Genomic DNA, 23932 nt, shown 5'->3' on the forward strand with positions numbered 1-23932 from the left:
CGTAGGTGATTGAGCGGTGGTGCCTCTCGCGGGCTCTTGCTTCGGGCGCCTCGACATCGGGTAGCGACCTACACAACGTCGGGGCTGTCCTCGCGAGACCCATGGCTGAGAACCCCCGGCGGTGCCGACTGCTCAGGCTCGTAAGCGTTCTCGTTGGGGCGACAGGCCTCTCGGGGACTGGCTTGTCGTAGGTGATTGAGCGGTGGTGCCTCTCGCGGGCTCTTGCTTCGGGCGCCTCGACATCGGGTAGCGACCTACACAACGTCGGGGCTGTCCTCGCGAGACCCATGGCTGAGAACCCCCGGCGGTGCCGGTTTACCAAGCTCAAAGCGCTCGCTCGGACCGCGGACTCCTGTGAGCGACGCAGCGGGGCGGGTCCGCTCGGGCCCGCCCCGGGTGCTGTCAGAGACTGCACCGCGCATTCACCGAGAATTCCCGTCGTGGCTCACCGGCGCGTCTACCGGCCGTAGTGCTCACGCGGCTACACCTCGGGTATGGCAGAAACAGGGCGATCCGACTCGACGGTGCTGGCTTCGACCGGCGGATCGAACCGAGACGGAATCAACCGCTATTCACTGCACCTGACGGGGGAACCCTCCGACGTCCGCGCCGCGCAGCGGCTGCGGCACCTGGTGTTCTCCGGGGAGATGGGAGCCACCGTCCGCGGGGACGCCCCCGGACTGGAGAGCGACGACTTCGACGAGTTCTGCGACCACCTGATCATCCGGGACGACGACTCCGGTGAACCGGTCGGCACCTACCGAATGCTGCCGCCGCACCGGGCCTCGGCAGCCGGAGGGCTCTACTCCGAGTCCGAGTTCGACCTGGCGCGACTGGATCCGATACGTCCCGACACGGTCGAGACGGGACGTTCCTGCGTGCACCCGGACCACCGGAACGGAACTGTGGTCGGTCTGATGTGGGCGGGCATAGCGCGCTACATGCTGCTGCACGGGCACCGCTGGTTGGCGGGCTGCGCCTCGGTGCCGCTGCGCGACGGCGGCGGCACGGCCGCGGGCGTCTGGAGCGTGGTCAGCCGGCGCTACTACGCCCCGGAGGCACGGCGGGTCCGGCCCTACGTCCCGTGGCGGGCACAGCCCGGGGAACAACCGGAGCGGCCCGGAACCCCTCCGCTGCTGCGCGGGTGCCTGCGGCTGGGAGCGCGGGTCTGCGGTCCGCCCGCGCACGACCGCGAGTTCGGGGTGGCCGACTTCTTCGTGCTGCTGGACACCGAGACGATGGACCGCCGGTATCTCGAACGTTTCCTGGGGGAGGCGGGATGAGCCCCGTCCGCGGGTGGTTGCCCGAGTCCCCGTGCGGGCGGCAGTGCCTCCCGCGCAGCGGATCCCTTCCCTCGGTCGGGGTGGTGCGCAGGATCCTGCGGCTGCTCGTCGTGGTGGTGCTGCTGTGCTGCGGGTTTTCGCTCGGCTGCGCGTCCCCGCTGTTGCCCCGGGGGATCCGGGGGTGTGCGGCGCGTCGCTGGTTCGCGGGCCTGCTGGCGGGTTTCGGCGTGGAACTGCGGGTGCGCGGGGACACCTCGTTCCCCGGTGGAGGGGTGGGCACGCTGGTCGTGGCCAACCACGTCTCCTGGTTGGACGTCCTGGCGCTGCAGGCGGTGCGTCCGATGAGGATGCTGGCCAAGTCGGAACTGCGGAGCTGGCCCCTGCTGGGGACGTTCGCGGTTCGCTCGGGAACCCTGTTCATCGAGCGGGACAGGCTGCGCTGTCTGCCCGCGGCGGTGGACCGGATCACCGGGGCGCTGGACGAGGGGTCCGTGGTCGGCGTGTTCCCCGAGGGAACCACGTGGTGCGGGCGGGCCTCCGGGCAGTACCGCCCCGCCGTTTTCCAGGCGGCCCTGGACGCGAACGCCCAGGTCCGTCCGGCGGTGCTGCGCTACCGCGTCGGTGGTCAGCCGACCACCGCCGCCGCCTTCGTGGGCGACGACACCCTGCTGCGTTCGGTGGTGAGCGTGCTGGGGGCGCGTGGTCTCGTGGTCGAGCTGGAGCTGTTGCCGCCTTTCCCGGCGCGGCAGACGCGGAGCCCGAGCACGGAGCGCGAGGTCTCCGGCGGAACCGGCGGGCGGGCGCGTCGTGAACTGGCGCTGCGCTGCGCGCGCGCCGCGGGAGCGGTAGCGCCGGAACGGTCCGCGCGGGCGGGATGGACTTCCAGCGGGGGCGAAGTTGCAGGATTCCCGGGTGAGCGCTTCGACCGATCCGAAAGCCACCCGCGAGTCGCCCCGCCGGCGCAGGAGGAGTTCACTGTGGATTCCGCCGTACCGTAGCTTCACGATCGGCCTGCTGCTCGTCGTCACGCTGGTCGCCTTCGAGGCGATGGGCGTGGCCACCGCCCTGCCGACCATAGCCTCCGAACTGGACGGACAGCGCTGGTACTCCTGGTCGTTCACCCTGTTCATGGCCGCGAGCGCGGTCGGAACCGTCCTCGCGGGCAGGCTCGCCGACCACCGCGGACCCGCGCTGCCCCTGCTGCTGGCCCTGCCCCTGTTCGCGGCCGGGCTGGTGCTGGCCGGGGCGGCGCCCAACATGCCGGTACTGCTGGCGGCCAGAGCGCTGCAGGGAATGGGCGGAGGCAGCGTGGCCGTGCCCCTCTACGTGCTGATCGCCCGGGTCTACCCGGAGCGGGACCGTCCCAGGGCGTTCGGGGCGATGTCGGCCGCTTGGGTGGTCCCCGCCCTGGTCGGCCCGGCCGTTTCCGGGCTGATCACCGAGCACCTGCACTGGCGCTGGGTCTTCCTCGGACTGGCTCCGCTCGTGCTGCTCGGGACCGTGTTCCTCGCCTCGACCGTGCTGAGCTCGGGAAGCGAGCGGGCGGAGGGCGCGCGGCAGCGCCCCGGACTCGTTCCAGCCGCGCTGGGCGCCGGTGTGGGCACGCTGGGCGTGAACTGGGCGGCCCAGCACCCCGGAGCCGTTTCGGCGGTGCTCGGGACGCTGGCCGCCGTGCTGCTGTGGCGCTGCTTCCGCGTGCTGCTGCCTGCGGGGACGCTGCGGGCCCGTCCCGGGGTTCCGATGCTGGTGCTGGCTCGCGGGCTGCTGGCCGGGGTCTTCTTCGCCGCGGAGGCGTTCGTCCCCCTGGTGCTGACCGTGGTGCACGGTTACTCACCGGCGCTGGCCGGGGTCCCGCTCACGCTGGGCTCGCTCGGGTGGAGCCTGGGGGCCTTCCTGCAGAGCCGGTGGGAGCGGATCAGCAGGGAGGGCATGGTCGCCCTGGGGTTCCTGCTGGTCGTGGCCGCGGTGGCCGGGGTGGGCGCGATCGCCCCCTCGTGGGGCCCCGGCTGGCTGGTCCTGCTGTCCTGGTCACTCGGCGGTGCCGGGATGGGGATCGCCATCACCAGCACCGCCGTGGGAGTGCTCGGCCGCTCGGAGGAGTCCGCGCGCGGGTTCAACTCCGCCGCGCTGCAGCTGTCGGACATGCTCGGCCAGGCGCTGCTGATAGGGCTGGGCGGCGTGCTGGTCAACCTGCTCTCCGACGCCGGTGACCCCACGGCGGGGGTGCTCGTGCTGAGCGCGACGTTGATCGTCATCGGTCTGACGGGTGCGCGCCTGGTCATCCGCTCCGGAAGGACTATCCTGGACGGGCGATGACGTACCTGGACCATGCGGCCACCACCCCGATGAGGGCCCGCGCGATCGCCGTGATGAGCGATGCCCTGAGCACGCTCGGCAACGCCTCCTCACTGCACACCTCCGGCCGACGAGCGCGTCGAGCCGTGGAGGAGTCGCGGGAGGACATCGCGGACGCCCTCGGTGCGCGCCCGTCCGAGGTGCTGTTCACGGCAGGCGGCACCGAGAGCGACAACCTGGCGGTCAAGGGCATCTTCTGGGCCCGCCGCGCGGCCGACGAGCGGCGGCGCCGGGTGCTGGCCTCCGCCGTGGAGCACCACGCCGTGCTCGACACGGTGGAGTGGTTGGCCGAGCACGAGGGCGCGGAGGTCACCTGGCTGGAGGTCGACTCCTGGGGGAGGGTGACTCCCGAGACGTTCGAGCGGGCCGTGCGGGAGGCCCCGGACGAGGTGGCCCTGGCCACCGTGATGTGGGCCAACAACGAGGTCGGCACGATCAACCCGATCCCGGAGATCGCCGAGATCGCCGAGCGCTACGGTGTTCCGCTGCACACGGACGCGGTTCAGGCGGTGGAGACGCTCCCGGTGGACTTCGGCAGCAGCGGGGTGTCCGCGCTGACCATGACCGGGCACAAGATCGGTGGCCCCTACGGCGTGGGCGTGCTGGTGCTGTCCAGGGAGGTCAGCTGCACGCCGCTGCTGCACGGCGGCGGGCAGGAGCGCGAGGTGCGCTCGGGGACTCTCGACACCCCGGCCGTGGTGGCGCTGGCCAACGCGCTGCGGGAGGCGGTGGACACGAGACAGCACCACGTCGAGGAGCTCACCCGCCTGCGGGACCGGCTGATCGCGGGCGTCCGCGAGGTGGTGCCCGACGCGGTGCTCAACGGGGACCCGGGTACCGTCGAGGGCGGGCGCCTGCCCGGAAACGCGCACTTCACGTTCCCCGGATGCGAGGGTGACAGTCTCCTGATGCTGCTGGACGCGAAGGGGATCGAGTGCTCCACGGGGTCCGCCTGCACCGCCGGGGTCGCCGAACCCAGCCACGTGCTGCTGGCGATGGGGGCGGACGTGCGGGTCGCGCGTGGTTCGCTGCGGCTGACACTCGGGCACGATTCGACGGCCGATGACGTGCGGACGTTCCTGGAGGCGCTCGAACCGGCCGTGCGGCGTGCCCGCAGCGCCGGCCTTTCCGGTTTGAGCAAGACTTCGGTGGGATCGGCCACCGCCCCTACGGAGGTGTGAGGTGCGAGTACTCGCGGCGATGAGCGGCGGGGTGGATTCCGCGGTGGCCGCGGCGCGGGCGGTCGACGCGGGCCACGACGTGACCGGGGTCCACCTGGCCCTGTCCGCCAAGCCAGGGACGCTGCGCGAGGGAGCGCGCGGCTGCTGCACGGTGGAGGACTCCCGGGACGCCCGGCGCGCGGCGGACATCCTCGGGATCCCGTTCTACGTCTGGGACTTCGCGGAGAGGTTCAGCGAGGAGGTCATCGAGACCTTCGTCGGGGAGTACGCGGCAGGGCGCACTCCGAACCCCTGCATGACCTGCAACGAGAAGATCAAGTTCGAGGCCCTGCTGGAGAAGGCCACGGCGCTGGGCTTCGACGCGGTCTCCACGGGGCACTACGCGCGGCTGTCCCACGAGTCCGGCGTCCCGGAGCTGCGGCGCAGCAGGGACGAGGGCAAGGACCAGTCCTACGTGCTGGCCTCGCTGACCTCGCAGCAGCTGCGGCACGCCATGTTCCCGCTGGGGCACTCGTTGAAGTCCGAGGTGCGCGCGGAGGCCGAGCAGCGGGACCTCGCCGTGGCGCAGAAGCCGGACAGCCACGACATCTGCTTCATCCCGGACGGGGACACCAAGAAGTTCCTGGACTCCAAGCTGGGGGAGCGCCCCGGCGACATGGTCGACGCCGACTCCGGGGAGGTGCTCACCCAGCACTCCGGTGTGCACGGCTTCACCGTGGGACAGCGCAAGGGGCTGGGGATCGACAAGCCCGCACCGGACGGGCGTCCGCGTTACGTGCTGTCGCTGGAGCCGGTCTCCGGGACGGTGAAGGTGGGCTCGGCGGACGAGCTGGGCGTCACCGAGATCGACGCGACCCGGCCGGTGTGGCCCTCGGAGAGCGCGCTGGACGGGCCGACCGAGTGCGTGGCGCAGATCCGGGCGCACGGTGAGACGGGTGAAGCCGTGGCCGAGATGACCGGTGAGGGCTTCCGGGTGCGGTTGCGGGAACCGATGCGCGGCGTGGCTCCCGGACAGTCGGTGGTGCTCTACCGCCCGGATCCGGCAGGGGACCTGGTGCTGGGCAGCGCGAAGATCTCCGAGACGCGGTGAGCCCCGGCGAGGTGCGCCAATTTTGCCTGTAACTGTGTGAGTCCCGCGCGGGCTGCGCAGCGGCCCGCGCCTCCGGTCATCCCGGGTAGGTGCGCACCGCGGGGGTGTCCCGCAGCGCGTCGGTGACCCGTGCGGCGCGGGACTCGGTCATCAGCGCCAGCGCCTCGGCGAGCTCGAACCAGTCCGCGGCGGAGCTCTCCTCGGTGGGCCGGGGAGAGCCCCCGAGGACGTGGCAGCGGAAAACCAGGGTGACCACTCCGCGCGCGAGGTGCTTGTACGCCCCGGTCAGCCGGTCCACCCCGACGGAGACCTCCGTCTCCTCCAGGATCTCGCGCCGTACCCCGTGCTCGAAGGACTCCTCCGGTTCGAGGACGCCTCCCGGGGGCTCCCAGTGACCGTTGTCCCTGCGGCGGGCCAGCAGGATCCGCCCCCTGCTGTCGAGGACCACACCGGCCACGCTGACCGAGTGCTTCGGCAGGTCGGGCAAGGGAACCTCCAGGCGCGCCGTGTGTGCGGGGCCGACTGCCCCCGATTCTGCCCGTGACGGCGCGTCGCGTGCCCCTTCTGACCCGTTCGTGGGCATGACGTCTCCAGGCGGCGGGAGGAGAGGTTCTCTCCCGCGCCTCTCGGCCCGCGTGGCGGGTGCCCTGCTTCGCGGCTGAGAGAATCGCCGTGTGACGCAACAGCCTTGGAAACCCGGTACTGCCACCGCGATCGGCTCCATGCCGGGCACCGACTCCTCGGAGGCCGCTCGGATCGTCACCGGCGAGCTGCCCGAGTTGACCCCGGTGCCGGAACTTCCCGCCAGGGGAGTGGGCGGCGACGTGATCGGACACACCGCGGGGATGCTGCGCGATCTGGCCGTGCAGGTGGTGCCCTCCGGGTACCGCGTGGCACGTGTCGCGGGACGCGACCACCGGCGTGCGCTGGACCTGCTGCGGTGGGACCTGGACGCCGTGGAAGCGGCCACGGCCGGAGACACCGAGCCACGGTTGATCAAGCTGCAGATCGCCGGACCGTGGACCCTGAGCGCGGGGATCGAGCTGGAACGCGGCCACCGCGTGATGACCGACCACGGCGCGCTGCGCGACTTCTCCGAGGCCCTGGTGGAAGGAGTTCGGGAGTACGTCGAGCAGCTGGCGACGCGCACCGGGGGGCGCGTGCTGCTCCAGCTCGACGAGCCGACCCTGCCCGCAGTCCTGGCCGGAGACCTGCCCACGCCCTCCGACTACGGAACGGTGCCCGCCGTGCCCGAGCCCGACGCGGAGCGGTTGCTCAGCGATGTGATCACTCGACTCGGAGAGGCGACGGCGGGTCCGGTGCTGGTGCACTGCTGCGCGCAGCGCCCGCCGGTGCGGCTGCTGCACCGGGCCGGGGCCGGGGTGATCGGCCTGGACACGGCCGTGCTCGGATCCCCCGAGGGCGAGCTGGCCCAGGAGATCGGCGATGCCTGGGACAGGGGGATCACGCTGATGCTCGGCATGGTCCCCACGGTCGAACCGGCGCGGGAGCCGGGGTTGCGCGAACTCGCGGAGCCTGCGCGCAGGTTCGTCAACGACCTCGGGTTCTCCGAACGGGTGCTGGCCGAGCAGGTACTGCCCACCCCGGTGTGCGGTCTGGCCGGGGCGTCGCCGCGCTGGGCCCACCGCGCGCTGGAGCTGAGTCGTGAGCTCGGGAAGATGCTGCAGGAGGACACCGCGCAGAACTGAGCGCGCAGAACTGAGCCGGGGAACTCGACCGGCCCGGTTCGCGCGGCGGTGCCGGTTGCTCGGGTGGTGCGCACCGGCACCGGGAGCAGCGGATGGGAAGAGACGAAAACGGCGGCCCCGATCTCGACCGAACGAGATCGGGGCCGCCGTCGACCGGGTGAGTGACGGGATTCGAACCCGCGACTCCTGGGACCACAACCCAGTGCTCTACCGCCTGAGCTACACCCACCGTGCTCGCCCGGGCTCATGCCCGAACAACAGGTTCCATCCTAGCGTGCCCGTTTCGCGCTCTTGCAACGGGATCCCCCTTCGTGGTTCACCAGGACGAAATCGCTGCGCAAGCCCGGACGGTTTGCGGGAATCAGCTTTCGTCCAGCTGCCGCCGCGCCTGCTCGGTGCCTCCCAGCTCCTCCGCGGAGAGCAACTCCGTGGCGACCTGCTGGGCCTCCTCGCTCGACGGGCCCGGGTCCGGGACGAAAGCGGTTCGCCGGTAGTAGGCGAGCTCGCGGATCGACTCCCGCACGTCGGCGAGGGCCCGGTGCGCCAGCCCCTTCTCCGGCTGCGCGTAGTAGATGCGCGGGTACCACCTGCGGCAGAGCTCCTTGATGGAGGAGACGTCCACCATGCGGTAGTGCAGGTACTGATCGAGCTCGGGCATGTCCCTGGCGATGAACCCGCGATCCGTGGCGATCGAGTTGCCCGCCAGCGGGGCGGAGCGCCCGTCCGGGACGTGCTGGCGCAGGTACTCCAGGACCTGCTGCTCGGCCTGGGCGAGCGTGACCCGGGAGCGGCGGACCTCCTCGGTCAGCCCCGAGCGGTCGTGCATCTCGCGCACGACCTCGGGCATCCCCCCGAGGGTCTCCTCGTCGGCGTGGATGACCACATCCACGCCTTCCCCGAGAATGTTCAGGTCGGCATCGGTGACAAGAGCGGCTATCTCGATCAACGCGTCCTTGCCGAGCTCCAGCCCGGTCATTTCGCAGTCGATCCACACGAGACGGTCATTCACCGTGGTGAGCCTAACTTGCCACGAGGCGTGCACGCGAAACTGTCGGTGCGTCGTCGGGCCGGGCTACCGACTTCGCTCGGGGGACACCGCGGGCAGCCTGCCCGGCACGACCTTGCCGGTGGCGTTTCTGGGCAGCGCGTCCAGGAAGACCACGTCGCGGGGGCGGGCGAAGCTCGACAATCGCTGCCGGGTGCGTTCGCGCACGGTGTCCGCCTCCAGCGTCGCGCCCTCGTGCAGCACCACGAAAGCGGCCAACCGCTGTCCGTACTCCGGATCGTCGACCCCGGTGACGACCGCTTCGCTCACCTCGGGGAAACCGGCTATGAGGTCCTCGGTCTCCTTGGGGTAGACGTTCTCCCCGCCCGAGACGATCATGTCGTCGGCGCGGCCGACCACGAACAGGCGTCCGCTCCCGTCGAGGTAGCCGAGGTCCCCGGTGGGCATGAGGCCGTCGTGCCGCCCCGAGCTCCCGCCGTTGGTGTAGCCCTCGAACAGCATGTCGTTGCGGACGTGGATGTTGCCCGTCTCGCCCCGCCGCACGGGGGCGCCGGTGTCGTCCAGGACGCGCAGCGTGGTGCCCCTGGGCGGGCGTCCCGCGGTGTCCGGGTTCGCGCGCAGCTCCCGCGGGGTCGCGATGCTCACCCAGGAGGCCTCCGTGGAGCCGTAGAAGTTGTACAGCACGGGACCGAAGACCTCCTGGAAGTCCTTGGCGAGCTCTCCGGGCAGCGCGGACCCGCTGCAGGCCACGATGCGCAGCGCTCCGTGGTCGTAGGAGCTGCGCTGCTCGGCGGGCAGTTCGAGCAGCCGTTGCAGCATCACGGGGACGGCGAACATCGAGGTGCAGCGGTGGCGCTGCAGGGCGGCCATGGTCTGCTGCGGGTCGAACTTGCGGTGCAGCACCAGCGTGGCGCCGAGAACGGCTCCGAGCTGGAACCCAGCCAGCCCCCAGGTGTGGAACAGGGGAGCGCATATCATCGCGCGCTCGCCGCTGCGCAGCGGAACCCTGGAGAGGATCGTGGTGGCCGGGCTCAGGCTCGGCGGGTCGGGGCGGCGAGCCCCCTTCGGGGTGCCGGTGGTCCCCGAGGTGAGTACGATCATCCGACCGTGTCGGGGCCGTTTCGGCAGCTCGTCCGCGCCGGAGCGTCCGATCAGCTGTTCCACCGTGGGGTGGCTGGTGGTGCCCTCGGTCCAGCTGACCACGAGTTCCACGCCCTCCGGCGGGGAGAAGAGCCCCGTGAACTCGGAGTCGGCGATCACCAGCCGGGCACCCTGCTCGGAGAGCACGGTGGAGATCTGTTCGCCGCTCATGCCGGTGTTGACCAGTATCGAGTCCGCGCCCAGCTTGCCCGCGGCCACCAGCGCCTCGACGAATCCGTGGTGGTTGCGGCACAGGATCGCGACTCTGGAGCCGGACTCGACCCCGCGCTCCCGCAGGGCGCCGGCCAGGCGCGTGGTGCGCCGGTCCACCTCGGCGAAGCTCAGCGCTCCGCGTTCGTCGATCACGGCGGGGCGGTCGGGATGGCGCACCGCGCCCACCGCGTACCCGAGCGGGATCGTGATCCCCCAGCGCCGGTAAGCCAGCGCCGTGCGCAGCAGTTTGTCCGGGCGCATCGGGCGGACGACCCCCTGCTTGATCAGGGTCAGCGCGTCGAGTGCCTTCGGGGTGCGCCGCTCGGCCCAGCGCGTGATCCGCGCCGCGGTGCCCGCGGTCCACCTGGATCGCCGCCGTTCCTTCGCAATCCGCTCACTGGTCACGCGGTACCTCGCAAATCTACCTACTGGTGAGTAGATAATGCCTTGAGTGTCGCTTTTGGGAAAGAGGGGACGAGCGAGGAATGTCCACGGATGTGAGCCGGCTGACAGACTGAGCGGCACGGGCGCTCCGCGCCGCGCGGGGCGTTCGACCGCTGCCCCGGTGCGCGCGGTGGTGTCGAGACGACCGGACCGGTATCGAAGGGGAAGTCCGCAGAAGTGAGCGACTACGACGTGCGACTGTGGCGGGCGCTGCACAGGGCGCTGCTCGTGCTGGCCCTCGGGACGGTGCTCCTGCTGATCGGGCTGGGCCGGGGAGCGCAGCGCGCAGACTCGCTGTTCGGTCTGCTGCTGCTGGGCCTGGCCGTGGCGCCGGCCGCGCTGACCGTGCGGGGAATGCCGCCGCACGCGCGGGCCAGGCTGCCGGAGCTGCCGAAGCACCGCCTGCTGCTGACGATCACGGCGGCACTGCTGGCCTGCTCGGCGGTGTTGACGGCCCTCTGGACGCTGGTGAACCTGCTCGTTCCGGGGGTGCTCGCCCCGTTGTCGCTGGCGGTCCCAGTGCTCGCCGGGGCCGGGCTGACGACCCTTGCCAGTCGTCTCACCCGGACCCGGCGGCGCTGAGGCCTTCCGGTCGGCTCTCGCTGGGCGCCCTCCGGCGCGCGGCGTCGAGTTACGCGACGGCTGTGCCCGCCCGCGGGCAAGGCTCCGCCGCGAGCCGTCAGACCGAGTGGACGACCAGCCCGTCCTGCTCGCAGCCGAAGTCCAACGAGCCCTCGAACTCGGCGACCGGCATCTCGTCCCTGATCAGCCGGTGGGAGGCGCCGTGCGTCTCCACGCTCAGCCGGTCGGCGGTGAAGTGCTGCTCGGCGTAGTCGGGGCCCTGCAGCCGGATGTCCAGCTGTCCCTCGTGCAGGGTGATGGTCACCTGACCACCGGGGATGGAGAGCGTTTCGCCGTCCCTGGTCAGGGTGAGGCTGCTCTCCTCGGTCGTCTCCGGCAGCACCACGACCCGCGTCAGCGCGGCGTCCCTGCTGGAGTCCTGACGTGTCATTCCGATGACGTCCCGGCGGACGTTCTCCCCCGGTTCACTCCCGTCGGGAGAGGGAGCCAGCAGCGCCGCCCGCTTCTTCGCGGCGAGTCGGTAGGGCTGCCAGGATCCGGTGCCGACGAGGTTGACCACCGAATTGACCTCGGTGCCGGTCAGCAGTTCCTCGCTGTCCGGGGCCGGGGTGATCTCCACGGCGTTCGCGCCGCGCTCGTTGAGCAGCTGTCGCAGTGCTCGGGCGCGTTCGCGCGCGTTGCGGTCGAACCCGCGGTTGATGGCCACCGTCGTGGAGTCGCTCGCGGTTCGCGCTGCCGCATCGGCGAGGCTGGTCAGTGGGCCCCATACTGCGGCGGGGTCCTGGTCAGCCTGCCGAGAGCGCGTGCTGAGTCCCTCGGTAGTGCTATTCATTACCCCAACTCTAGTCCGGGGGTGCGCATCGATTCACGGGTGCGGTTCGGCTGTGTGGTGTGATTTACCGCAGGTGTGACGTATTTCGCCGTCAGTGGCGGTCACACGGACCACGCGGCGGGCGGGGAAGTCGGTTGGTCACCTGCACCGGGGATTGCTCCCCGGAGCGGACTCAGTGTCCGCACGGTCTTGTCGCGGTGACTCCGCGTTGTACAGGCTCCGCCCGTGGGAACCGATCCCGCCCCTCGCCTCGGAAGCGACCGAGGCGGGCGCGGTACGTGAACAGGATGGCCGGAGACGATCGATGACGGAGCTGCTGTACTGCGCCGAACACACCGCAGCCGGAGGGTTCGGAACCGCCCGCGCCGTGCTGGTCCGGTGGCTGGCCCCCGAGGGGAGCCCCGTGCACTCGGGGCAACCGCTGGCGGAGGTGCGCACCGGGCAGCACCACACCCACGTGAACGCGCTGGCGACCGGAACGCTGCGCCAGCAGGTCAGAGCCGGGGAATCCGTGATCTCGGGGTTTCCGGTCGGGTTGATCGAATAGCCGCCGGTCTCGCGCGGCACTGCGGAGTGGTTTGAGAGGTGCGCTCGGCGGTGCGGGTGGAGGTGAGCGCCCACGGTGCTCGTCCCGCGGTCGATCCGGCCGGGTGAGCGCTCGCCCCGAGCCGCACCCGCACCGAGCGGTCTGGAACGGCCGCAGCCGGTGCGTTGTTGACCTCCGCTGCTATGTTTGTCTCACCGAATCGGGGGTGATTCCCACGATTCCGGTGAGTGACGCGGGGTGCCCGGATTTCGGACCGGGCTGAGAAAGACCCGTCGAACCTGAACTAGTTCGTACTAGCGGAGGGACGTCGCAGTGTTACCGGTACTGCTGTGCTGTCGTCGCGCTCCTCGCTCGTGGTCGGAACCCGCCGGTGGCGAGTCGATCGACCGGCGGCGGCCGCCGCGTGTGGGCGGTGGTGCGACCCGCGTGCGCGTCCCCTCGGAAAGGGGCGCCAGTGATCCGGAACGTCTTGACCATCGCGGGGACCGATCCCAGCGGGGGAGCGGGCGTGCAAGCCGACCTGAAGACGTTCTCGGCTCACGGGACCTACGGGATGTCGGTGATCACGGCCCTGGTCGCCCAGACCACGACGGGGGTCTCCGCGGTGCACGAGGTGCCGGCCGGGTTCGTGACCGAGCAACTGCGCACCCTGCTGGACGACGTGCGGGTGGACGCGGTCAAGATCGGCATGCTCTCGGACGCCGCGATCATCGGTGCGGTCGCCGCGGAACTGGAGCGGTACCGCCTGCCGAACGTCGTGCTCGACCCCGTCATGGTCGCCAAGAGCGGAGACAGGTTGCTCGCCGAGGAGGCGGTGCTGGCCCTGCGCGACGAGCTGCTGCCCCGCGCGGACCTGATAACCCCGAACCTGCCGGAAGCGGCCGACCTGCTGGGCGCGGAGGAGATCACCGACGTCGCGGACATGCCCGCGCAGGCGGCCCGACTGCGCAGGCTCGGCGTCGCACGGGTGCTGCTGAAGGGCGGCCACCTCGGCGGGAGCTCCAGCGTCGACGTGCTGGACGCGGACGGTGCCGTGGAGTTCCTGCGCGAGGAGCGGGTGGACACGAAGAACGACCACGGAACCGGCTGCACCCTCTCCGCCGCGACGGCCGCGCTGCGCGCACGACGCCCGAACTGGGCGACGGCGGTCCGGGAGGCGAAGGAGTACCTGAGCGGGGCGCTGCGCGCCGCCGAGCAGCTCGAAGTGGGGCAGGGCCACGGTCCGGTGCACCACTTCCACGACCGATGGGACTGAGCACGGGCGGGCCGTCTCGTCCGGCGGGTCGCCCGGAGCACCTGGACACCCCGGTCCGGCGAGCGAAGGACCGGGACACCGAGAGCAGCCACCGGAACGCCCGGCTCGCGCGCCGGGCGGGAGGAGAGCCATGAACCGTCGACTGCCCGAGCCCGATCCGGAGGGGTTCTGCGCCGCCGCGTGGGCGCACACGGCCGAGCTGCAGGACGCGATCGTTCGTCATCCGTTCAACCTGGCACTCGCCGACGGAACGCTGCAGCGCGACCGCTTCGCGTTCTACATCGTTCAGGACGCGCGCTACCTGTTCGGGTTCGCCAGAGCCCTGGCCGCGGCGGCGGCGCGCGCCGAGGACCCGGCTGACTCGGCCTTCCTCGCGGGCAGCGCGCACGGTGCCCTGGCCGAGGAACGCAGGCTGCACGCGGGCTACGTCGAGCAGCTCGGTCTCACCGCGGAGGAGATGTCCGGCATCGAGACCTCGCCGACCTGCTTGGCCTACACCTCGTACCTGCGGGCGAGCGCGCAGAGCGAGCCCTACCCGGTGGCTGTGGCCGCGCTGCTGCCGTGCTTCTGGGTGTACCAGCACGTGGGCAGCACGATCCTGGAGCGGACCGGGGACACCTCCGGGCACCCCTACGGCAGGTGGATAGCGACCTACGCCGACGAGGAGTTCGCCGCGACGGTGCGCGGAGCCAGGGAGCTGACCGACAGGTTGGCCGCCGCCGCCGACGAGCGGACCCGCGAGCGGATGCTCACGGCTTTCGTCCGGTGCAGCGAGTACGAGTGGCTCTTCTGGAACAGCGCCTGGGAGAAGCAGGAGTGGCCGACCGCGCGCTGGCTCCCCCGCCGGGGCGACCACGTGGAGTGAACCCTCGAGGTGCCCGCACGGGGTAACCACGAGCTCGGAGCCCGGGCGAGGCCGGTGGGGCTCCGACCGGCGAGCCGGTCGGAGTGCGCGGGCAGCACCTCGGTTCAGTAGATCCGGCGCGCGAGCGAGACCTTGGCGGCGCGCAGCTTGCGCAGCGTCTTCGGGTCGAACCCGCCCGTCGGCGGCTGGGACGTGCTCAGATCGGTGCTCAGGGACCACCCCGAGCCGCGTTCGATCAGCGAACGGTGCTTGTTGGTGTAGTAGTTCGTGTCGATCACGATCGCCGTGCCACTGGCACCGGCAGCGGCCGCCATCAGGTGCATGTGGAAGCGGGTGGACAACCAGCGCTGTCCGGCCGTGGCGGGCAGACCGTTGTCCATGATCTCGGAGAAGGGGTAGAAGCGCGCGCCCGGAAGCTCGTGCTCGACCAGGGCGAATATCTCCCGGTCCACCCGGGGGATTCCCTCCACGAAACCGACCTGCTCGGAAGACGCCCCCCACTGGCGCAGCGTGTCCAGCACGTGCCCGGCGAGCGCGGGGGCGCTCAGCGTGAGCAGGTCCGACTGGATGCAGACCATGACCTCGGGAACCTGATCCTCCCGGTAGAGCCCGGCCCCGGTGTCGAAGAAGAGGTCGTCGCCGGTGGAGGTGACCCCTGCAACGTCGGCCAGCACCTCGGCGGAGGGTTCGTCCCGGACGTCGACGACGTCGAAGTGCCGTGCCAGCTCCCGCACCAGTGGACGCGCGTCGGCCGCAACGGGCGTGAGGCCTTGTCCGGTCATGGCCAGCCGCCCACCGGAGTGCTCGCTGCTGGCCACCGCGGCGGCCAGCAGTCCGATGTGGTGCGGCCAGATGCCGTTGATGTAGCCGCCGCCGATGATGTGGAACACATCGGCCCGCGCGGCCACCCTGATTCCGGCCACCCAGCGGGGAGCCATTCCGGGATTGTCGATCGCCTGCCTGACGAAGGAGGCCACCTGCCAGGGCTCGCTCGACGAGGCCTGCCAGCACAGCCGCCAGAAGGTGTCGGTGAAGCGCACGTTCGGGTGCAGGTCCCCCAGCAGCACCTCGCTGGGCCCCGGATTCGGGCAGTCCAGCCACACCGTGGCCTCCGGGGCCTGGTGGGCGAGGTACTTCAACCAGGTGGCGGCGATGAGCTCGTCACCGTAGTTGGGGTTGCCCGTGGTGCCCACGAGGTAGAAGGAGCTGTGCTCCGGGGGTGGGTTGCTCACTTACGCGCTCCTTGACCGTGTCGGAAGACGCCGCTTGGGGAGCGTCCCCTGAGAACGGTCGCCGCGAAGTGAGTCACTCGATGCCGAGTTCCCTGGTGACGCTCAGCAGGCGCGCTCTTGCCCTTCCGAAGCGTACCGCGCAGTCGGCGGCACACAGCTCGACCCGTTTCTCCCACCTGCTCGTGGTGGTGCCGAACGAGCGCTCCGCGTCCTGCCAGCTCGGGGACTCCTGCGGATCTCGCGCTTCGGGAGCCTCCTCCCCGTCCGCTTCCCGCTCCGGATCTTCCGGGGAGGAGTCCTGCTCCCGAGCCTCCGAGGAGGAGGTCGATTCGGGACTCCGCCGTCGTTGCGCGGGGGCTCGCTCCGCGGTGGGGGAGGCGCCGGGGCGGGTCCGGCTGGACCGCCTCGAACGCGCTGCCCTCCTGCCGCTCCTGCGGTGCTCGCGGAGCAACAGCGGGACGAACACCGCGGCGGCGAGTCCGAAACCGACGAGGAAGGTCAGCACCAGCATGTCGATGGCGGGGAAGGTGGACTGCGCCGATGGCATGATGTCTCTCCACACGTCGTTCAGTTGCGAGCCGCGGGGCCGGTGGTGTCCGTTCCGTGCTTCCGCCCGCCACCGGACTCCTCGTCCTGATCGAGGGCCTGTGCCGTGGCCTCCGTGGTGAACTCCCGGGAGCTCTCACTTCCGGGAGGTCCGTTCGAGTCGCGGTAGACGGATTCGGGGGACTCGAAGTAGGTGACCTCCGCGTTCGTCGGGTCCCCCCACTGGACCGGCAGCCACGTCTGTTCGGTCGGACCCTCGTCCTCCGCCGCGGTCCCCGCCGCGTCCTCCGAGGACTCCCGCGTGGACTGCTCCGGAATCGAATGGTTGCCGCTCGGCTCGGCCGAGCCCACCTCCTCGATGGAGCTCCGCTGCAGCGAGGTCACCGAGGACCCGATCCTGTCCGTGGCCGTGTCCAGGGCCGCCAGCACCTGCGCGCGGAGCGATTCCAGCTCCGAGCGGTTGTGCTCGATCTCCTCGAGAACGCGTTGCCGGTAGTTCTCGGTTTCGGTCTCGCGGCGCGTGCACTCCTGCCGCGTCCGCTCGCTGAGCTCCTCGGCCTGCTGCTCGGCCGAGCTCATCAGCGACTTGTAGGCGTCCCGGATCGAGCGGCGCATCCGCTGTTCCCGCTCGCGCAGCTCTTTCAGCTGGTGCGTCCGTTCCTGATTCAACTGATCGCGCCGCCGCTCCACCTCGGCCAGCACCTGTTCGCACTGCTCGTGCAGCTCTCCCGCGGTCTCCTCGGCCTGTTCGATCAGCCGGTCGGCCTCGGTCTCGGCCGCCCCGCGAATGATCTCGGCTTCGTGCCTGGCCTGCTCGCGCAGCGTCTGCAGCTCCTCCTCGGCCATGTTCAGCATTTCCTGCACACGCTGGGAGGCCACGGGCAATCCGGTGTCGGAGGTCTCCAGGTGACGCAGCCGCTGCTGGGTCGCGTTGAGCTCCTCACGGGTCCGGTCGTAGAGCGCCCGTAGGTCGGAGTTGAGTCGGGCTGCCTCGTTGCGGTCGATGGTGACCAGTTCCAGCTGGTTCTCCAGCACTTCGAGGTGCTCGAGGACCTGCTCCCGGTGGAAACCGCGGAACGTGACGTCGAACCCCGGCCGGAGTGGCACCACGGCGTCGGCGGCGTCTTCCATGTCGAATCCTCCTGTCCGCCACTGCCCCTGCGAAGTCGGTTCGATATTCGAAAAGAGTGGATGTGTCGTCGGAGCGCCGCCCGGCGAACGGGGGAGGAGTCGTCAAGTGGGAACGGTCTCCCCCGTTCGCGGGTGGTTGCGGTTCTTCGTGCCGACTGGCTCAGCTCTCCGGCCGGTGCCCGTTGGTCGAGTGCGCGGCCTCGTCCGTGCGCAGTTCTCCGGTCAGCCTGCTGCGGAGCTGATCCAGTCGGTTCTTGCTGTCGTCCAGCGCCTCCATGTACTCGCGGCGGAAGCGTTCGGCGATCTCCTGACTGCCGAAGTCCAGGTTCTCCGCGGAGGTGTGCTGCGTCCGATTCCGTTCCTGCTCGGACTCCCGCTGGGGCTCCTCGCCGCGCTCCCGTGCGGGTTCGCTCGGACGGCCGTTGTCGGGCGTCGTTTCCGTTCGCATGGTGTTGTCCCCGTCGGGCATCTCGTTCCGTGCGTTCGGTCGGGTCTGGTCGGGTACCGTCTCCGGCTCGGGGAACACGCCGGGGGAGGGCTGCCGGGGTGTTTCGGAGGGGGCGCTCGGGTGGGAGCCGGCCGAGGTGGTCTCGGTTCTTCCTCCGGAGGTTTCCTCCGCGTCCCCCGCCCCCACTCTGCGCGGTTGACCGTTTCGACCCGTTCCGGTGAGCAGGGCCGTGGAAGTGGTCAACCTGGCCAGTTGGCTGCGCAGACGTGCTTGGCGGTGTCGTGCCCGAACCAGCAGTACCGTCGCGGGGATCGCGGTGATCAGTGCGCCGCACAGCACCGCGAGCCCCAGCCGGAGGAACCGTTCCCCGGCCGGACCCCATGACGTCAGTTCAGCAAGCATCGAATCAGTGTCCGTATTCGACCGAATAGGGTTGGTTTCCGCCGTCCGTTCCCCGCGTTCCCGTGCGGTTCAGCACGGGGACCTCCTCGTGCACCGGGTCGTCCTCGGTGACCGGGTCGAGCGGGATCGGACGGTTGAGCGCATCCGATGCCCCGTGACCCGGTTGAGCGGGTATCCCGCCGTCCACCGCGGACTCCGCGGCCGGACGCGCGGTGTGGTGCTGCGCGGCGGGGACGGGGCGTTCCTCGTTGGCCGAGGGGGCTTGCGAACCGGAGGTTCCCCCGGAGGCTTCCTCGGACGGTCCGGAGTTCGGCTCGGACGTCTCGTCGACGACCAGCAGTGGCTTCAACTGGTCGCTGAGGACCGTGCGCTGCTGACCGATGAAGTTCGCGGCCGCGTCCACGTTCTGCAGCAGCCTGGTGCGCATCTCCTCCAGCTGCTCCGCCCTGGAGCGCAGGTCGGCCATGAGTTCGGAGTGCTTGCGCAGGGTGCCCTCCTCCAGCTCCGCGCACTGCTGCCTGGTCTGCTGGAGCAGTTCGTCGGCTTCCTTGCGCGCGGCGTTCAACGCCTCCTCGTAGGTGTTGTTGTAGACGTACTGCAGCTGGTCCGCCTTGGCCTCGAGCTCGGCGGAGCGCGCCGCGTGCTCCTCGTCCATGTGCTGCCGGCGCCGTTCGAGGTCGTCGACGAGCTCGGCGCACTCCTGACGGAGTTCGGCGGCCCGGTTCTCCGCCTCGCGCCTGATCTGCTCGGCGTCGTTCTCGGCGACCCCGCGGACCGTTTCGGCTTCTCGGTTGGCGTGCTCGCGGATGGCCGTGGCTTCCTCCTCGGCCATGTTGAGCATGTGCTGCATCCGTGCCGTGGCGTACGGTTGTCCCGTCTCGGCGTTCTGGAGTCGTTTGAGCTCTCCGGCGGTCTCCTCCATCTGCCTGCGGGTCTCGTCGGTGATACGCCGCTGGTCCTCGTTCAGGCGAATGGCCTCGTCGCGGTCGGTGACGAGGATTCGGATCTGGTCCTCGAGCAGTTCGATATGTTCCAAAACCTGTTTTCGGTTGAATCCGCGGAACTCGTTATCGAACCCCGGCCTGAGGGGAACGATGGCCTCGTCTTCCATAGTCCACCGCATTTCCGATCGAAACTGTGCTGGGCTGTATCCTAGGTGGGTTCGGCTGCCCGTTTGTTCAAGCTTGCTGTGCACGTCTGCTTTCTCACTCGAATGAGCGACGCGCGGAAAATGTGAAGGATTTATTTCTGTTCTGCGGTGAACTCCGCCGAAACTCTCTTTCCGGTGAGATTTCGCGCTTCCGAGGAGTTCGGCCCCCTCCCGAGCCCGGGCGCAGGCACGCTCGTCCGGTTCCCGGCCCCGGTCGGGAACAATCGGCGGGAGCGCGGGGTTGCACCCGGTGATGGATTCCGTCGCTAACCCGGACCGCACCTCGCTGGGCGACACCCCGGACGGGGAGACCACGGCCAGGATCGCGGGAGTCGCCCGCGGCCAGTCGCCCGTTCCGCTCTCGGTGCTCGACCTCGCCCCGGTGTCGGTGGACACCGACGCGACCGAGGCGCTGCTCACCTCCACGGAGCTGGCCAAGGCCACCGAGCGGTGGGGCTTCCACCGCTACTGGGTCGCCGAGCACCACGGGATGCCCGGCATCGCCAGCTCCTCACCCGCCGTGCTGCTCGCCCACCTGGCCGCGGCGACCGGCACGCTGCGACTCGGCTCCGGCGGCGTGATGCTGCCCAACCACGCGCCGCTGGTGGTGGCCGAGCAGTTCGGGATGCTCGAAGCGCTGCACCCGGGCAGGTTCGACCTCGGACTCGGGAGGGCGCCCGGGACCGACCAGGGAACCGCGCGGGCGCTGCGCCGCACCAGCGGCCCGCCGTCCGCGGAGGAGTTCCCCCAGCAGCTGGGGGAACTGCTGGGGCTGCTCCAGGACGAGCTGCCCATCGACCACCCCCACGTGGACGTGCACGCCGTCCCGCGGGAGACCCAGCCCGTCGTCTGGTTGCTCGGATCCAGCGACTACAGCGCCAGGCTCGCTGCCTCGCTCGGGCTGCCGTTCGCGTTCGCGCACCACTTCGCCTCCGCGAACACGGTCCCGGCCCTGGGGATCTACCGGGACTCCTTCCAGCCCTCGAACGTGCTCGACCGGCCGTACGCGATGGTCGGCGCCCAGGTCATCGCGGCGGACACGCACGAGCAGGCGCTGCACCTGGCCCGTCCGATCGCGTTGAGCATGCTGCGGCTGCGTTCCGGAAACCCCGGCAAGCTGCCCACCCCTGAGGAGGCGGCATCCCAGGAGCTCACCGAGCGCGAGCAGGCGTTCATCGACAACTGGTTGGCCGATGCCATCTACGGCACCCCCGAGACCGTGCGGGAGGAGCTGGACGCGCTCACCGAGCGGACCGCCGCTGACGAGATCATGATCACGGCGAACATCGCCGACCGGAAGGCGAAGCTGCGTTCCTACGAGCTGATCGCCGAGGCCTACCGCCTGCCGGGGACGTAGCGACACGGCGATCAGTTCCAGTGGCCGGGTGATCTCCGCCGGGCGCATGCTGTGACGTGGGCGGCGCCACTCTCGGAGTCAGGTAGTCGCGAGCGGCGCGAAGGCGTGGCGTACGGTTTTCAACGATGGGCAGCCACGGTGTCCCGCCTCATCCGTCGGGCTGCGGTCGGCGGCCGAGCCTTCGTCCTGGAGCGGGACGAACATCGCTGCCGCGGTCCTGGTGGAGGCACGAGGCGGGATTGAGGGAGTTGTCGTGAAGCCGAGTGTTCTGCTGGCCGGTTACCGGGTGATGGCGTACGTGACGGCCGTGCTGCTGATCGCGTTGTGCGTGGCCATGGTGGGTAAGTACGGCTGGCCGAGCGGTACCGACGTCCAGCACGTCGGTGAGACAGCCACTACCACGATCGGTATCGCCCACGGGTGGCTGTACATGGTCTATCTGGTGCTGGCCCTGCTGATCACCCGGTTGCTGCGAGTTCCGGTCGGTCCGATGCTGTTGGTCCTGCTGGCCGGAACCATCCCCTTCGGCGCCTTCTTCGCAGAGCGCAGGGTGGTCCAGTGGTTCCGCACGTGGAACGCAGCGAAGTCCGGTCCCGGTGCAGGGGCCGCCGAGCAGACCGGGTCGGCACACTCATGACAATCACGAATCGAACCGTCCAGAGCGAGACGACACCGGGCAGAGCGGGAGTCCGCGGAGTGCTCGGTGCCTATCTCTCGTTGACCAAACCACGTGTCATCGAGCAGCTGCTGGTGACCACGATCCCGGCCATGTTCCTCGCCGAACGGGGGATCCCCTCGCTCTGGCTGGTGCTGGTCACCCTGATCGGCGGGACCATGGCAGCGGGCAGCGCCAACGCGCTGAACTGCGTGGTCGACTCCGACATCGACGCGGTCATGGACCGGACGAAGTCGCGCCCCCTGGTCAGCTACCGCATCTCGCGCGGACACGCGCTGGTGTTCAGCATCGCGCTCAGCGTGCTGTCCTTCGCCGTCCTCTGGGCGGGCGCCAACGTGCTGGCCGCGGCCCTGGCGTTGTCGGCCACGCTGTTCTACGTCTTCGTCTACACCCTGCTGCTCAAGCGGCGCACCGCGCAGAACATCGTCTGGGGCGGTGCCGCCGGGTGCATGCCGGTGCTGGTCGGCTGGGCCGCGGTGGCGAACACCGTGGAATGGCCCGCGCTGGTGATGTTCGCGGTGGTCTTCCTGTGGACCCCGCCGCACTTCTGGTCCCTGGCCATGAAGTACCGCGAGGACTACGAACGCGCCGCCGTGCCGATGTTGCCCGTCGTGGCCACACCGCGGCAGGTGTCCGTGCGGATCCTGGCCTACTCCTGGGCGACGGTGGCCAGCACGCTGCTGCTGATCCCGGTGACCAGCTGGATCTACGTCGCCTGGGCGGTGATCGTCGGGGTCACCTTCCTGGTCATGGCTCACCGGCTGCACAGCGGGATAAGCCGGGGCCACGAGGTCAACCCCATGAAGCTGTTCCACCTGTCGAACAGTTATCTCACCGGGCTGTTCCTGGCCATCGCCGTCGACGCCGCGGTGGGGCTGCCCGTGCTGGCCTGACCGGCCCGGGTGGTCCGGATCGGCGAGCTCGGGTCGGCTCGATCGGGCCGTTCGGCGCGGTGGTCGTGCGGGATCGCTCGGCGGGCCTTCCGCGGGTGCTCGCTCCCGGGAAGGCCCGACGTCGAGCCCGGCGTCCGTGGCCGGCTCGGAGAGCGAACTCCCGGCCTTCAGCCGGAGGCGGTGGGTTCGCCGTCGACCTCCCGCGCGGCAGCGGGTTCGGCGAGATCGCGCTTGTACGTCTCGGTCAGCAGGTACGCCGATCCGCACGAGATCACGGCCAGCACCGCCATGTAGCCCGCGATCGCCACGGGGGAGCCGGTCGCCGCGTACAGCCCCGTGCAGATCATCGGGGCGATTCCTCCTCCGAGTATCGAGGCCAGCTGGTAGCTGATGGAGATGCCGCTGTAGCGCAGCCGGGTGGAGAACAGTTCGGAGTAGTAGGCCGACTGCGGCCCGTACACCGAGGTCCGGCACAGCTGCAGCACCATGCCGCCGAGCAGGTACAGCACGATGGACCCGCTGTCCACCAGCAGCATGTAGGGAAGGGCGAACAGCGCCATGACGCCCATGCCGCTGATCATCATGCGCCGCCTGCCCAGGTAGTCCGATAGCAGTCCGAAGGCGAGCATGAACGGTATGTCCACGAAGCTCAGCAGCGAGTTGGCGTTGAGCACGGTGGTCCGTTCGAACAGGCCCTCCTCGGTGGTGTAGAAGACCAGCCAGGTGCTCGTTATGTAGAAGGTGGCGTGGGTGCCGAGGAAGGTTCCCGTGGCGAGCAGGATCGTCCTCGGGTGCGAGCGCAGCGCTTCGACCACGGGGACGCGGGACTTCTCCTTGGTGCGCATCACGCGTTCGAACACCGGGCTCTCGCTGATCTTGAGCCGGATGAACAGCCCGAGCACGATGAGCACCGCGCTCATCAGGAACGGAATCCGCCAGCCCCAGGCCATGAACTGCTCGTCGGTCACGCTGGCCGAGACCAGCGAGAAGGTCATGTTGCCCAGCAGCAGACCGGCAGGGACGCCGACCTGCGGCCAGGCCCCGTAGAAGCCCCGCCGCTTGTCGGGGGCGTGCTCGACGGCCATCAGCGCCGCCCCGCCCCACTCGCCTCCGACTCCGATCCCCTGCGCGAAGCGCAGCAGCACCAGCAGCACGGGCGCCCACACCCCGATGGAGCCGTAGGCGGGCAGCGTGCCGATCAGCAGCGTGGCCACGCCCATCAGCATCAGGGACCAGATCAGCATCGGTTTGCGTCCCAGCCGGTCCCCGAAGTGGGAGAAGACGACTCCGCCCAGCGGGCGGGCCAGGAACCCGATGGCGAACGAGGCGAAGGCGGCCAGGGCGCCGACCAGCGGGTCGAAGGAGGGGAAGAAGAGCTCGTTGAACACCAGCGAGGCGGCTGTGCCGTAGATGAAGAAGTCGTACCACTCGATCGTCGTACCGATCAGACTGGCCAGGGCCACTCTTCCGGACTGCGTGGTCGTCGAACCGGCCATCGCTACGCACCCTTCGTGTCGGTGTAACTCTCGGGTGTGTCCCAGGTAACTAACGCTGTAAGTTTTTCGGTACCGTAGCGACGGCCTCGGCTCACGACA

The 23932-nt window shown here is 70.1% G+C and carries 23 protein-coding genes, 1 tRNA gene and 1 riboswitch; of the genes, 13 read left to right on the forward strand and 11 right to left on the reverse strand.

The window, feature by feature from the left end; genetic code table 11:
• Positions 1 to 494 precede the first annotated feature (494 nt).
• Genes G9Q41_RS15125 through mnmA form a run of 5 tightly spaced genes read left to right on the forward strand, consistent with a single transcriptional unit; the run spans position 495 to position 5909 of the window.
• Complete coding sequence (locus G9Q41_RS15125; protein WP_165633266.1) at positions 495 to 1283, forward strand: GNAT family N-acyltransferase; 789 nt, start codon at positions 495 to 497, stop codon at positions 1281 to 1283.
• Positions 1280 to 2281 carry a lysophospholipid acyltransferase family protein gene (locus tag G9Q41_RS15130; RefSeq protein WP_092523576.1) on the forward strand — a complete coding sequence of 334 codons (1002 nt, stop codon included), beginning with the start codon at positions 1280 to 1282 and terminating at the stop codon, positions 2279 to 2281. The genes G9Q41_RS15125 and G9Q41_RS15130 overlap by 4 nt, the downstream gene beginning before the upstream one ends.
• Entirely contained in the window at positions 2196 to 3599 is a 1404-nt protein-coding gene (locus G9Q41_RS15135; RefSeq protein WP_347567578.1) for an MFS transporter, read from the forward strand. Before G9Q41_RS15130 ends, G9Q41_RS15135 begins: the two co-directional genes overlap by 86 nt.
• Positions 3596 to 4819, forward strand: a complete 1224-nt coding sequence (locus G9Q41_RS15140) for a cysteine desulfurase family protein (protein ID WP_165633264.1) — start codon at positions 3596 to 3598, stop codon at positions 4817 to 4819. Before G9Q41_RS15135 ends, G9Q41_RS15140 begins: the two co-directional genes overlap by 4 nt.
• A gap of 1 nt (position 4820) precedes the next feature.
• Positions 4821 to 5909 carry a tRNA 2-thiouridine(34) synthase MnmA gene (gene mnmA / locus G9Q41_RS15145; protein ID WP_165633263.1) on the forward strand — a complete coding sequence of 363 codons (1089 nt, stop codon included), beginning with the start codon at positions 4821 to 4823 and terminating at the stop codon, positions 5907 to 5909.
• A gap of 76 nt (positions 5910 to 5985) precedes the next feature.
• Here mnmA and G9Q41_RS15150 read toward each other — a convergent pair whose 3' ends face one another.
• Positions 5986 to 6396 (reverse strand): NUDIX domain-containing protein, encoded by a 411-nt coding sequence (locus G9Q41_RS15150; protein ID WP_092523568.1) that lies wholly within the window; start codon positions 6394 to 6396, stop codon positions 5986 to 5988.
• Between the two features lie 187 nt (positions 6397 to 6583).
• Here G9Q41_RS15150 and G9Q41_RS15155 point away from each other — a divergent pair, with 187 nt between their 5' ends.
• Entirely contained in the window at positions 6584 to 7618 is a 1035-nt protein-coding gene (locus tag G9Q41_RS15155; protein ID WP_165633262.1) for a methionine synthase, read from the forward strand.
• A 156-nt stretch (positions 7619 to 7774) separates the two neighbouring features.
• On the opposite strand, the gene G9Q41_RS15160 is transcribed toward G9Q41_RS15155, so the two are convergent.
• The 3 genes from G9Q41_RS15160 to G9Q41_RS15170 form a co-directional block, all read right to left on the reverse strand.
• Positions 7775 to 7847 (reverse strand) — tRNA-His (locus G9Q41_RS15160).
• 132 nt (positions 7848 to 7979) lie between these two features.
• A complete protein-coding gene (gene orn / locus G9Q41_RS15165) occupies positions 7980 to 8627 on the reverse strand; it encodes an oligoribonuclease (RefSeq protein WP_165633261.1) in 648 nt (215 codons plus the stop codon).
• 63 nt (positions 8628 to 8690) lie between these two features.
• Positions 8691 to 10382, reverse strand: coding sequence for an AMP-binding protein (locus G9Q41_RS15170; RefSeq protein WP_347567577.1), 1692 nt, complete (start codon positions 10380 to 10382; stop codon positions 8691 to 8693).
• A gap of 216 nt (positions 10383 to 10598) precedes the next feature.
• Between G9Q41_RS15170 and G9Q41_RS15175 the strand changes: the two genes are divergently transcribed.
• Positions 10599 to 11003, forward strand: coding sequence for a hypothetical protein (locus tag G9Q41_RS15175; protein ID WP_165633260.1), 405 nt, complete (start codon positions 10599 to 10601; stop codon positions 11001 to 11003).
• A gap of 97 nt (positions 11004 to 11100) precedes the next feature.
• Here the strand turns inward: G9Q41_RS15175 and G9Q41_RS15180 are convergent, their stop codons facing one another.
• Entirely contained in the window at positions 11101 to 11835 is a 735-nt protein-coding gene (locus G9Q41_RS15180) for a hypothetical protein (RefSeq protein WP_092523524.1), read from the reverse strand.
• A 304-nt stretch (positions 11836 to 12139) separates the two neighbouring features.
• Here G9Q41_RS15180 and G9Q41_RS15185 point away from each other — a divergent pair, with 304 nt between their 5' ends.
• The 3 genes from G9Q41_RS15185 to tenA all read left to right on the forward strand — a co-directional run bounded on the left by G9Q41_RS15185 (position 12140) and on the right by tenA (position 14502).
• Positions 12140 to 12382, forward strand: a complete 243-nt coding sequence (locus G9Q41_RS15185) for a biotin/lipoyl-containing protein (protein ID WP_092523522.1) — start codon at positions 12140 to 12142, stop codon at positions 12380 to 12382.
• Positions 12383 to 12605: 223 nt separating this feature from the next.
• Positions 12606 to 12704: riboswitch (TPP riboswitch) on the forward strand.
• A gap of 132 nt (positions 12705 to 12836) precedes the next feature.
• A complete protein-coding gene (gene thiD, locus G9Q41_RS15190; RefSeq protein WP_165633259.1) occupies positions 12837 to 13637 on the forward strand; it encodes a bifunctional hydroxymethylpyrimidine kinase/phosphomethylpyrimidine kinase in 801 nt (266 codons plus the stop codon).
• A gap of 130 nt (positions 13638 to 13767) precedes the next feature.
• The gene (tenA, locus tag G9Q41_RS15195; RefSeq protein ID WP_092523518.1) at positions 13768 to 14502 is read left to right on the forward strand and encodes a thiaminase II; all 735 of its coding nucleotides are present in this window, start codon (positions 13768 to 13770) and stop codon (positions 14500 to 14502) included.
• Positions 14503 to 14606: 104 nt separating this feature from the next.
• Here the strand turns inward: tenA and G9Q41_RS15200 are convergent, their stop codons facing one another.
• The 5 genes from G9Q41_RS15200 to G9Q41_RS15220 form a co-directional block, all read right to left on the reverse strand.
• Positions 14607 to 15734: a polysaccharide pyruvyl transferase family protein gene (locus G9Q41_RS15200; protein ID WP_165633258.1), complete on the reverse strand. Its 1128-nt coding sequence runs from the start codon at positions 15732 to 15734 to the stop codon at positions 14607 to 14609.
• 73 nt (positions 15735 to 15807) lie between these two features.
• Positions 15808 to 16281, reverse strand: a complete 474-nt coding sequence (locus tag G9Q41_RS15205) for a hypothetical protein (protein WP_165633257.1) — start codon at positions 16279 to 16281, stop codon at positions 15808 to 15810.
• Between the two features lie 20 nt (positions 16282 to 16301).
• A complete protein-coding gene (locus G9Q41_RS15210; RefSeq protein WP_165633256.1) occupies positions 16302 to 17411 on the reverse strand; it encodes a hypothetical protein in 1110 nt (369 codons plus the stop codon).
• 160 nt (positions 17412 to 17571) lie between these two features.
• The gene (locus tag G9Q41_RS15215; RefSeq protein WP_139186544.1) at positions 17572 to 18261 is read right to left on the reverse strand and encodes a hypothetical protein; all 690 of its coding nucleotides are present in this window, start codon (positions 18259 to 18261) and stop codon (positions 17572 to 17574) included.
• A 4-nt stretch (positions 18262 to 18265) separates the two neighbouring features.
• Positions 18266 to 19297 carry a hypothetical protein gene (locus tag G9Q41_RS15220; RefSeq protein ID WP_165633255.1) on the reverse strand — a complete coding sequence of 344 codons (1032 nt, stop codon included), beginning with the start codon at positions 19295 to 19297 and terminating at the stop codon, positions 18266 to 18268.
• Positions 19298 to 19664: 367 nt separating this feature from the next.
• On the opposite strand from G9Q41_RS15220, the gene G9Q41_RS15225 reads away from it, so the two are divergent.
• The 3 genes from G9Q41_RS15225 to G9Q41_RS15235 all read left to right on the forward strand — a co-directional run bounded on the left by G9Q41_RS15225 (position 19665) and on the right by G9Q41_RS15235 (position 22337).
• A complete protein-coding gene (locus G9Q41_RS15225; RefSeq protein WP_165633254.1) occupies positions 19665 to 20768 on the forward strand; it encodes an LLM class flavin-dependent oxidoreductase in 1104 nt (367 codons plus the stop codon).
• 253 nt (positions 20769 to 21021) lie between these two features.
• Positions 21022 to 21405 (forward strand): DUF3817 domain-containing protein, encoded by a 384-nt coding sequence (locus G9Q41_RS15230; RefSeq protein WP_092523505.1) that lies wholly within the window; start codon positions 21022 to 21024, stop codon positions 21403 to 21405.
• Complete coding sequence (locus G9Q41_RS15235; RefSeq protein WP_092523503.1) at positions 21402 to 22337, forward strand: heme o synthase; 936 nt, start codon at positions 21402 to 21404, stop codon at positions 22335 to 22337. The genes G9Q41_RS15230 and G9Q41_RS15235 overlap by 4 nt, the downstream gene beginning before the upstream one ends.
• Before the next feature lie 167 nt (positions 22338 to 22504).
• Here the strand turns inward: G9Q41_RS15235 and G9Q41_RS15240 are convergent, their stop codons facing one another.
• A complete protein-coding gene (locus tag G9Q41_RS15240; protein WP_092523501.1) occupies positions 22505 to 23833 on the reverse strand; it encodes an MFS transporter in 1329 nt (442 codons plus the stop codon).
• Between the last annotated feature and the right edge of the window lie 99 nt (positions 23834 to 23932).

Source organism: Actinopolyspora sp. BKK2, from assembly GCF_011291845.1.
In the GTDB taxonomy this organism is placed as follows: domain Bacteria; phylum Actinomycetota; class Actinomycetes; order Mycobacteriales; family Pseudonocardiaceae; genus Actinopolyspora; species Actinopolyspora saharensis.

Bases quoted from the DNA above. Each gene is read 5' to 3' on its own strand.
- G9Q41_RS15130 (WP_092523576.1), top strand. From the start codon at position 1,280: ATGAGCCCCGTCCGCGGGTGGTTGCCCGAGTCCCCGTGCGGGCGGCAG.
- tenA (WP_092523518.1), top strand. From the start codon at position 13,768: ATGAACCGTCGACTGCCCGAGCCCGATCCGGAGGGGTTCTGCGCCGCC.
- G9Q41_RS15140 (WP_165633264.1), top strand. From the start codon at position 3,596: ATGACGTACCTGGACCATGCGGCCACCACCCCGATGAGGGCCCGCGCG.
- G9Q41_RS15185 (WP_092523522.1), top strand. From the start codon at position 12,140: ATGACGGAGCTGCTGTACTGCGCCGAACACACCGCAGCCGGAGGGTTC.
- G9Q41_RS15125 (WP_165633266.1), top strand. From the start codon at position 495: ATGGCAGAAACAGGGCGATCCGACTCGACGGTGCTGGCTTCGACCGGC.
- G9Q41_RS15225 (WP_165633254.1), top strand. From the start codon at position 19,665: ATGGATTCCGTCGCTAACCCGGACCGCACCTCGCTGGGCGACACCCCG.
- G9Q41_RS15235 (WP_092523503.1), top strand. From the start codon at position 21,402: ATGACAATCACGAATCGAACCGTCCAGAGCGAGACGACACCGGGCAGA.
- G9Q41_RS15180 (WP_092523524.1), bottom strand. From the start codon at position 11,835: ATGAATAGCACTACCGAGGGACTCAGCACGCGCTCTCGGCAGGCTGAC.
- G9Q41_RS15210 (WP_165633256.1), bottom strand. From the start codon at position 17,411: ATGGAAGACGCCGCCGACGCCGTGGTGCCACTCCGGCCGGGGTTCGAC.
- G9Q41_RS15205 (WP_165633257.1), bottom strand. From the start codon at position 16,281: ATGCCATCGGCGCAGTCCACCTTCCCCGCCATCGACATGCTGGTGCTG.
- G9Q41_RS15240 (WP_092523501.1), bottom strand. From the start codon at position 23,833: ATGGCCGGTTCGACGACCACGCAGTCCGGAAGAGTGGCCCTGGCCAGT.
- G9Q41_RS15215 (WP_139186544.1), bottom strand. From the start codon at position 18,261: ATGCTTGCTGAACTGACGTCATGGGGTCCGGCCGGGGAACGGTTCCTC.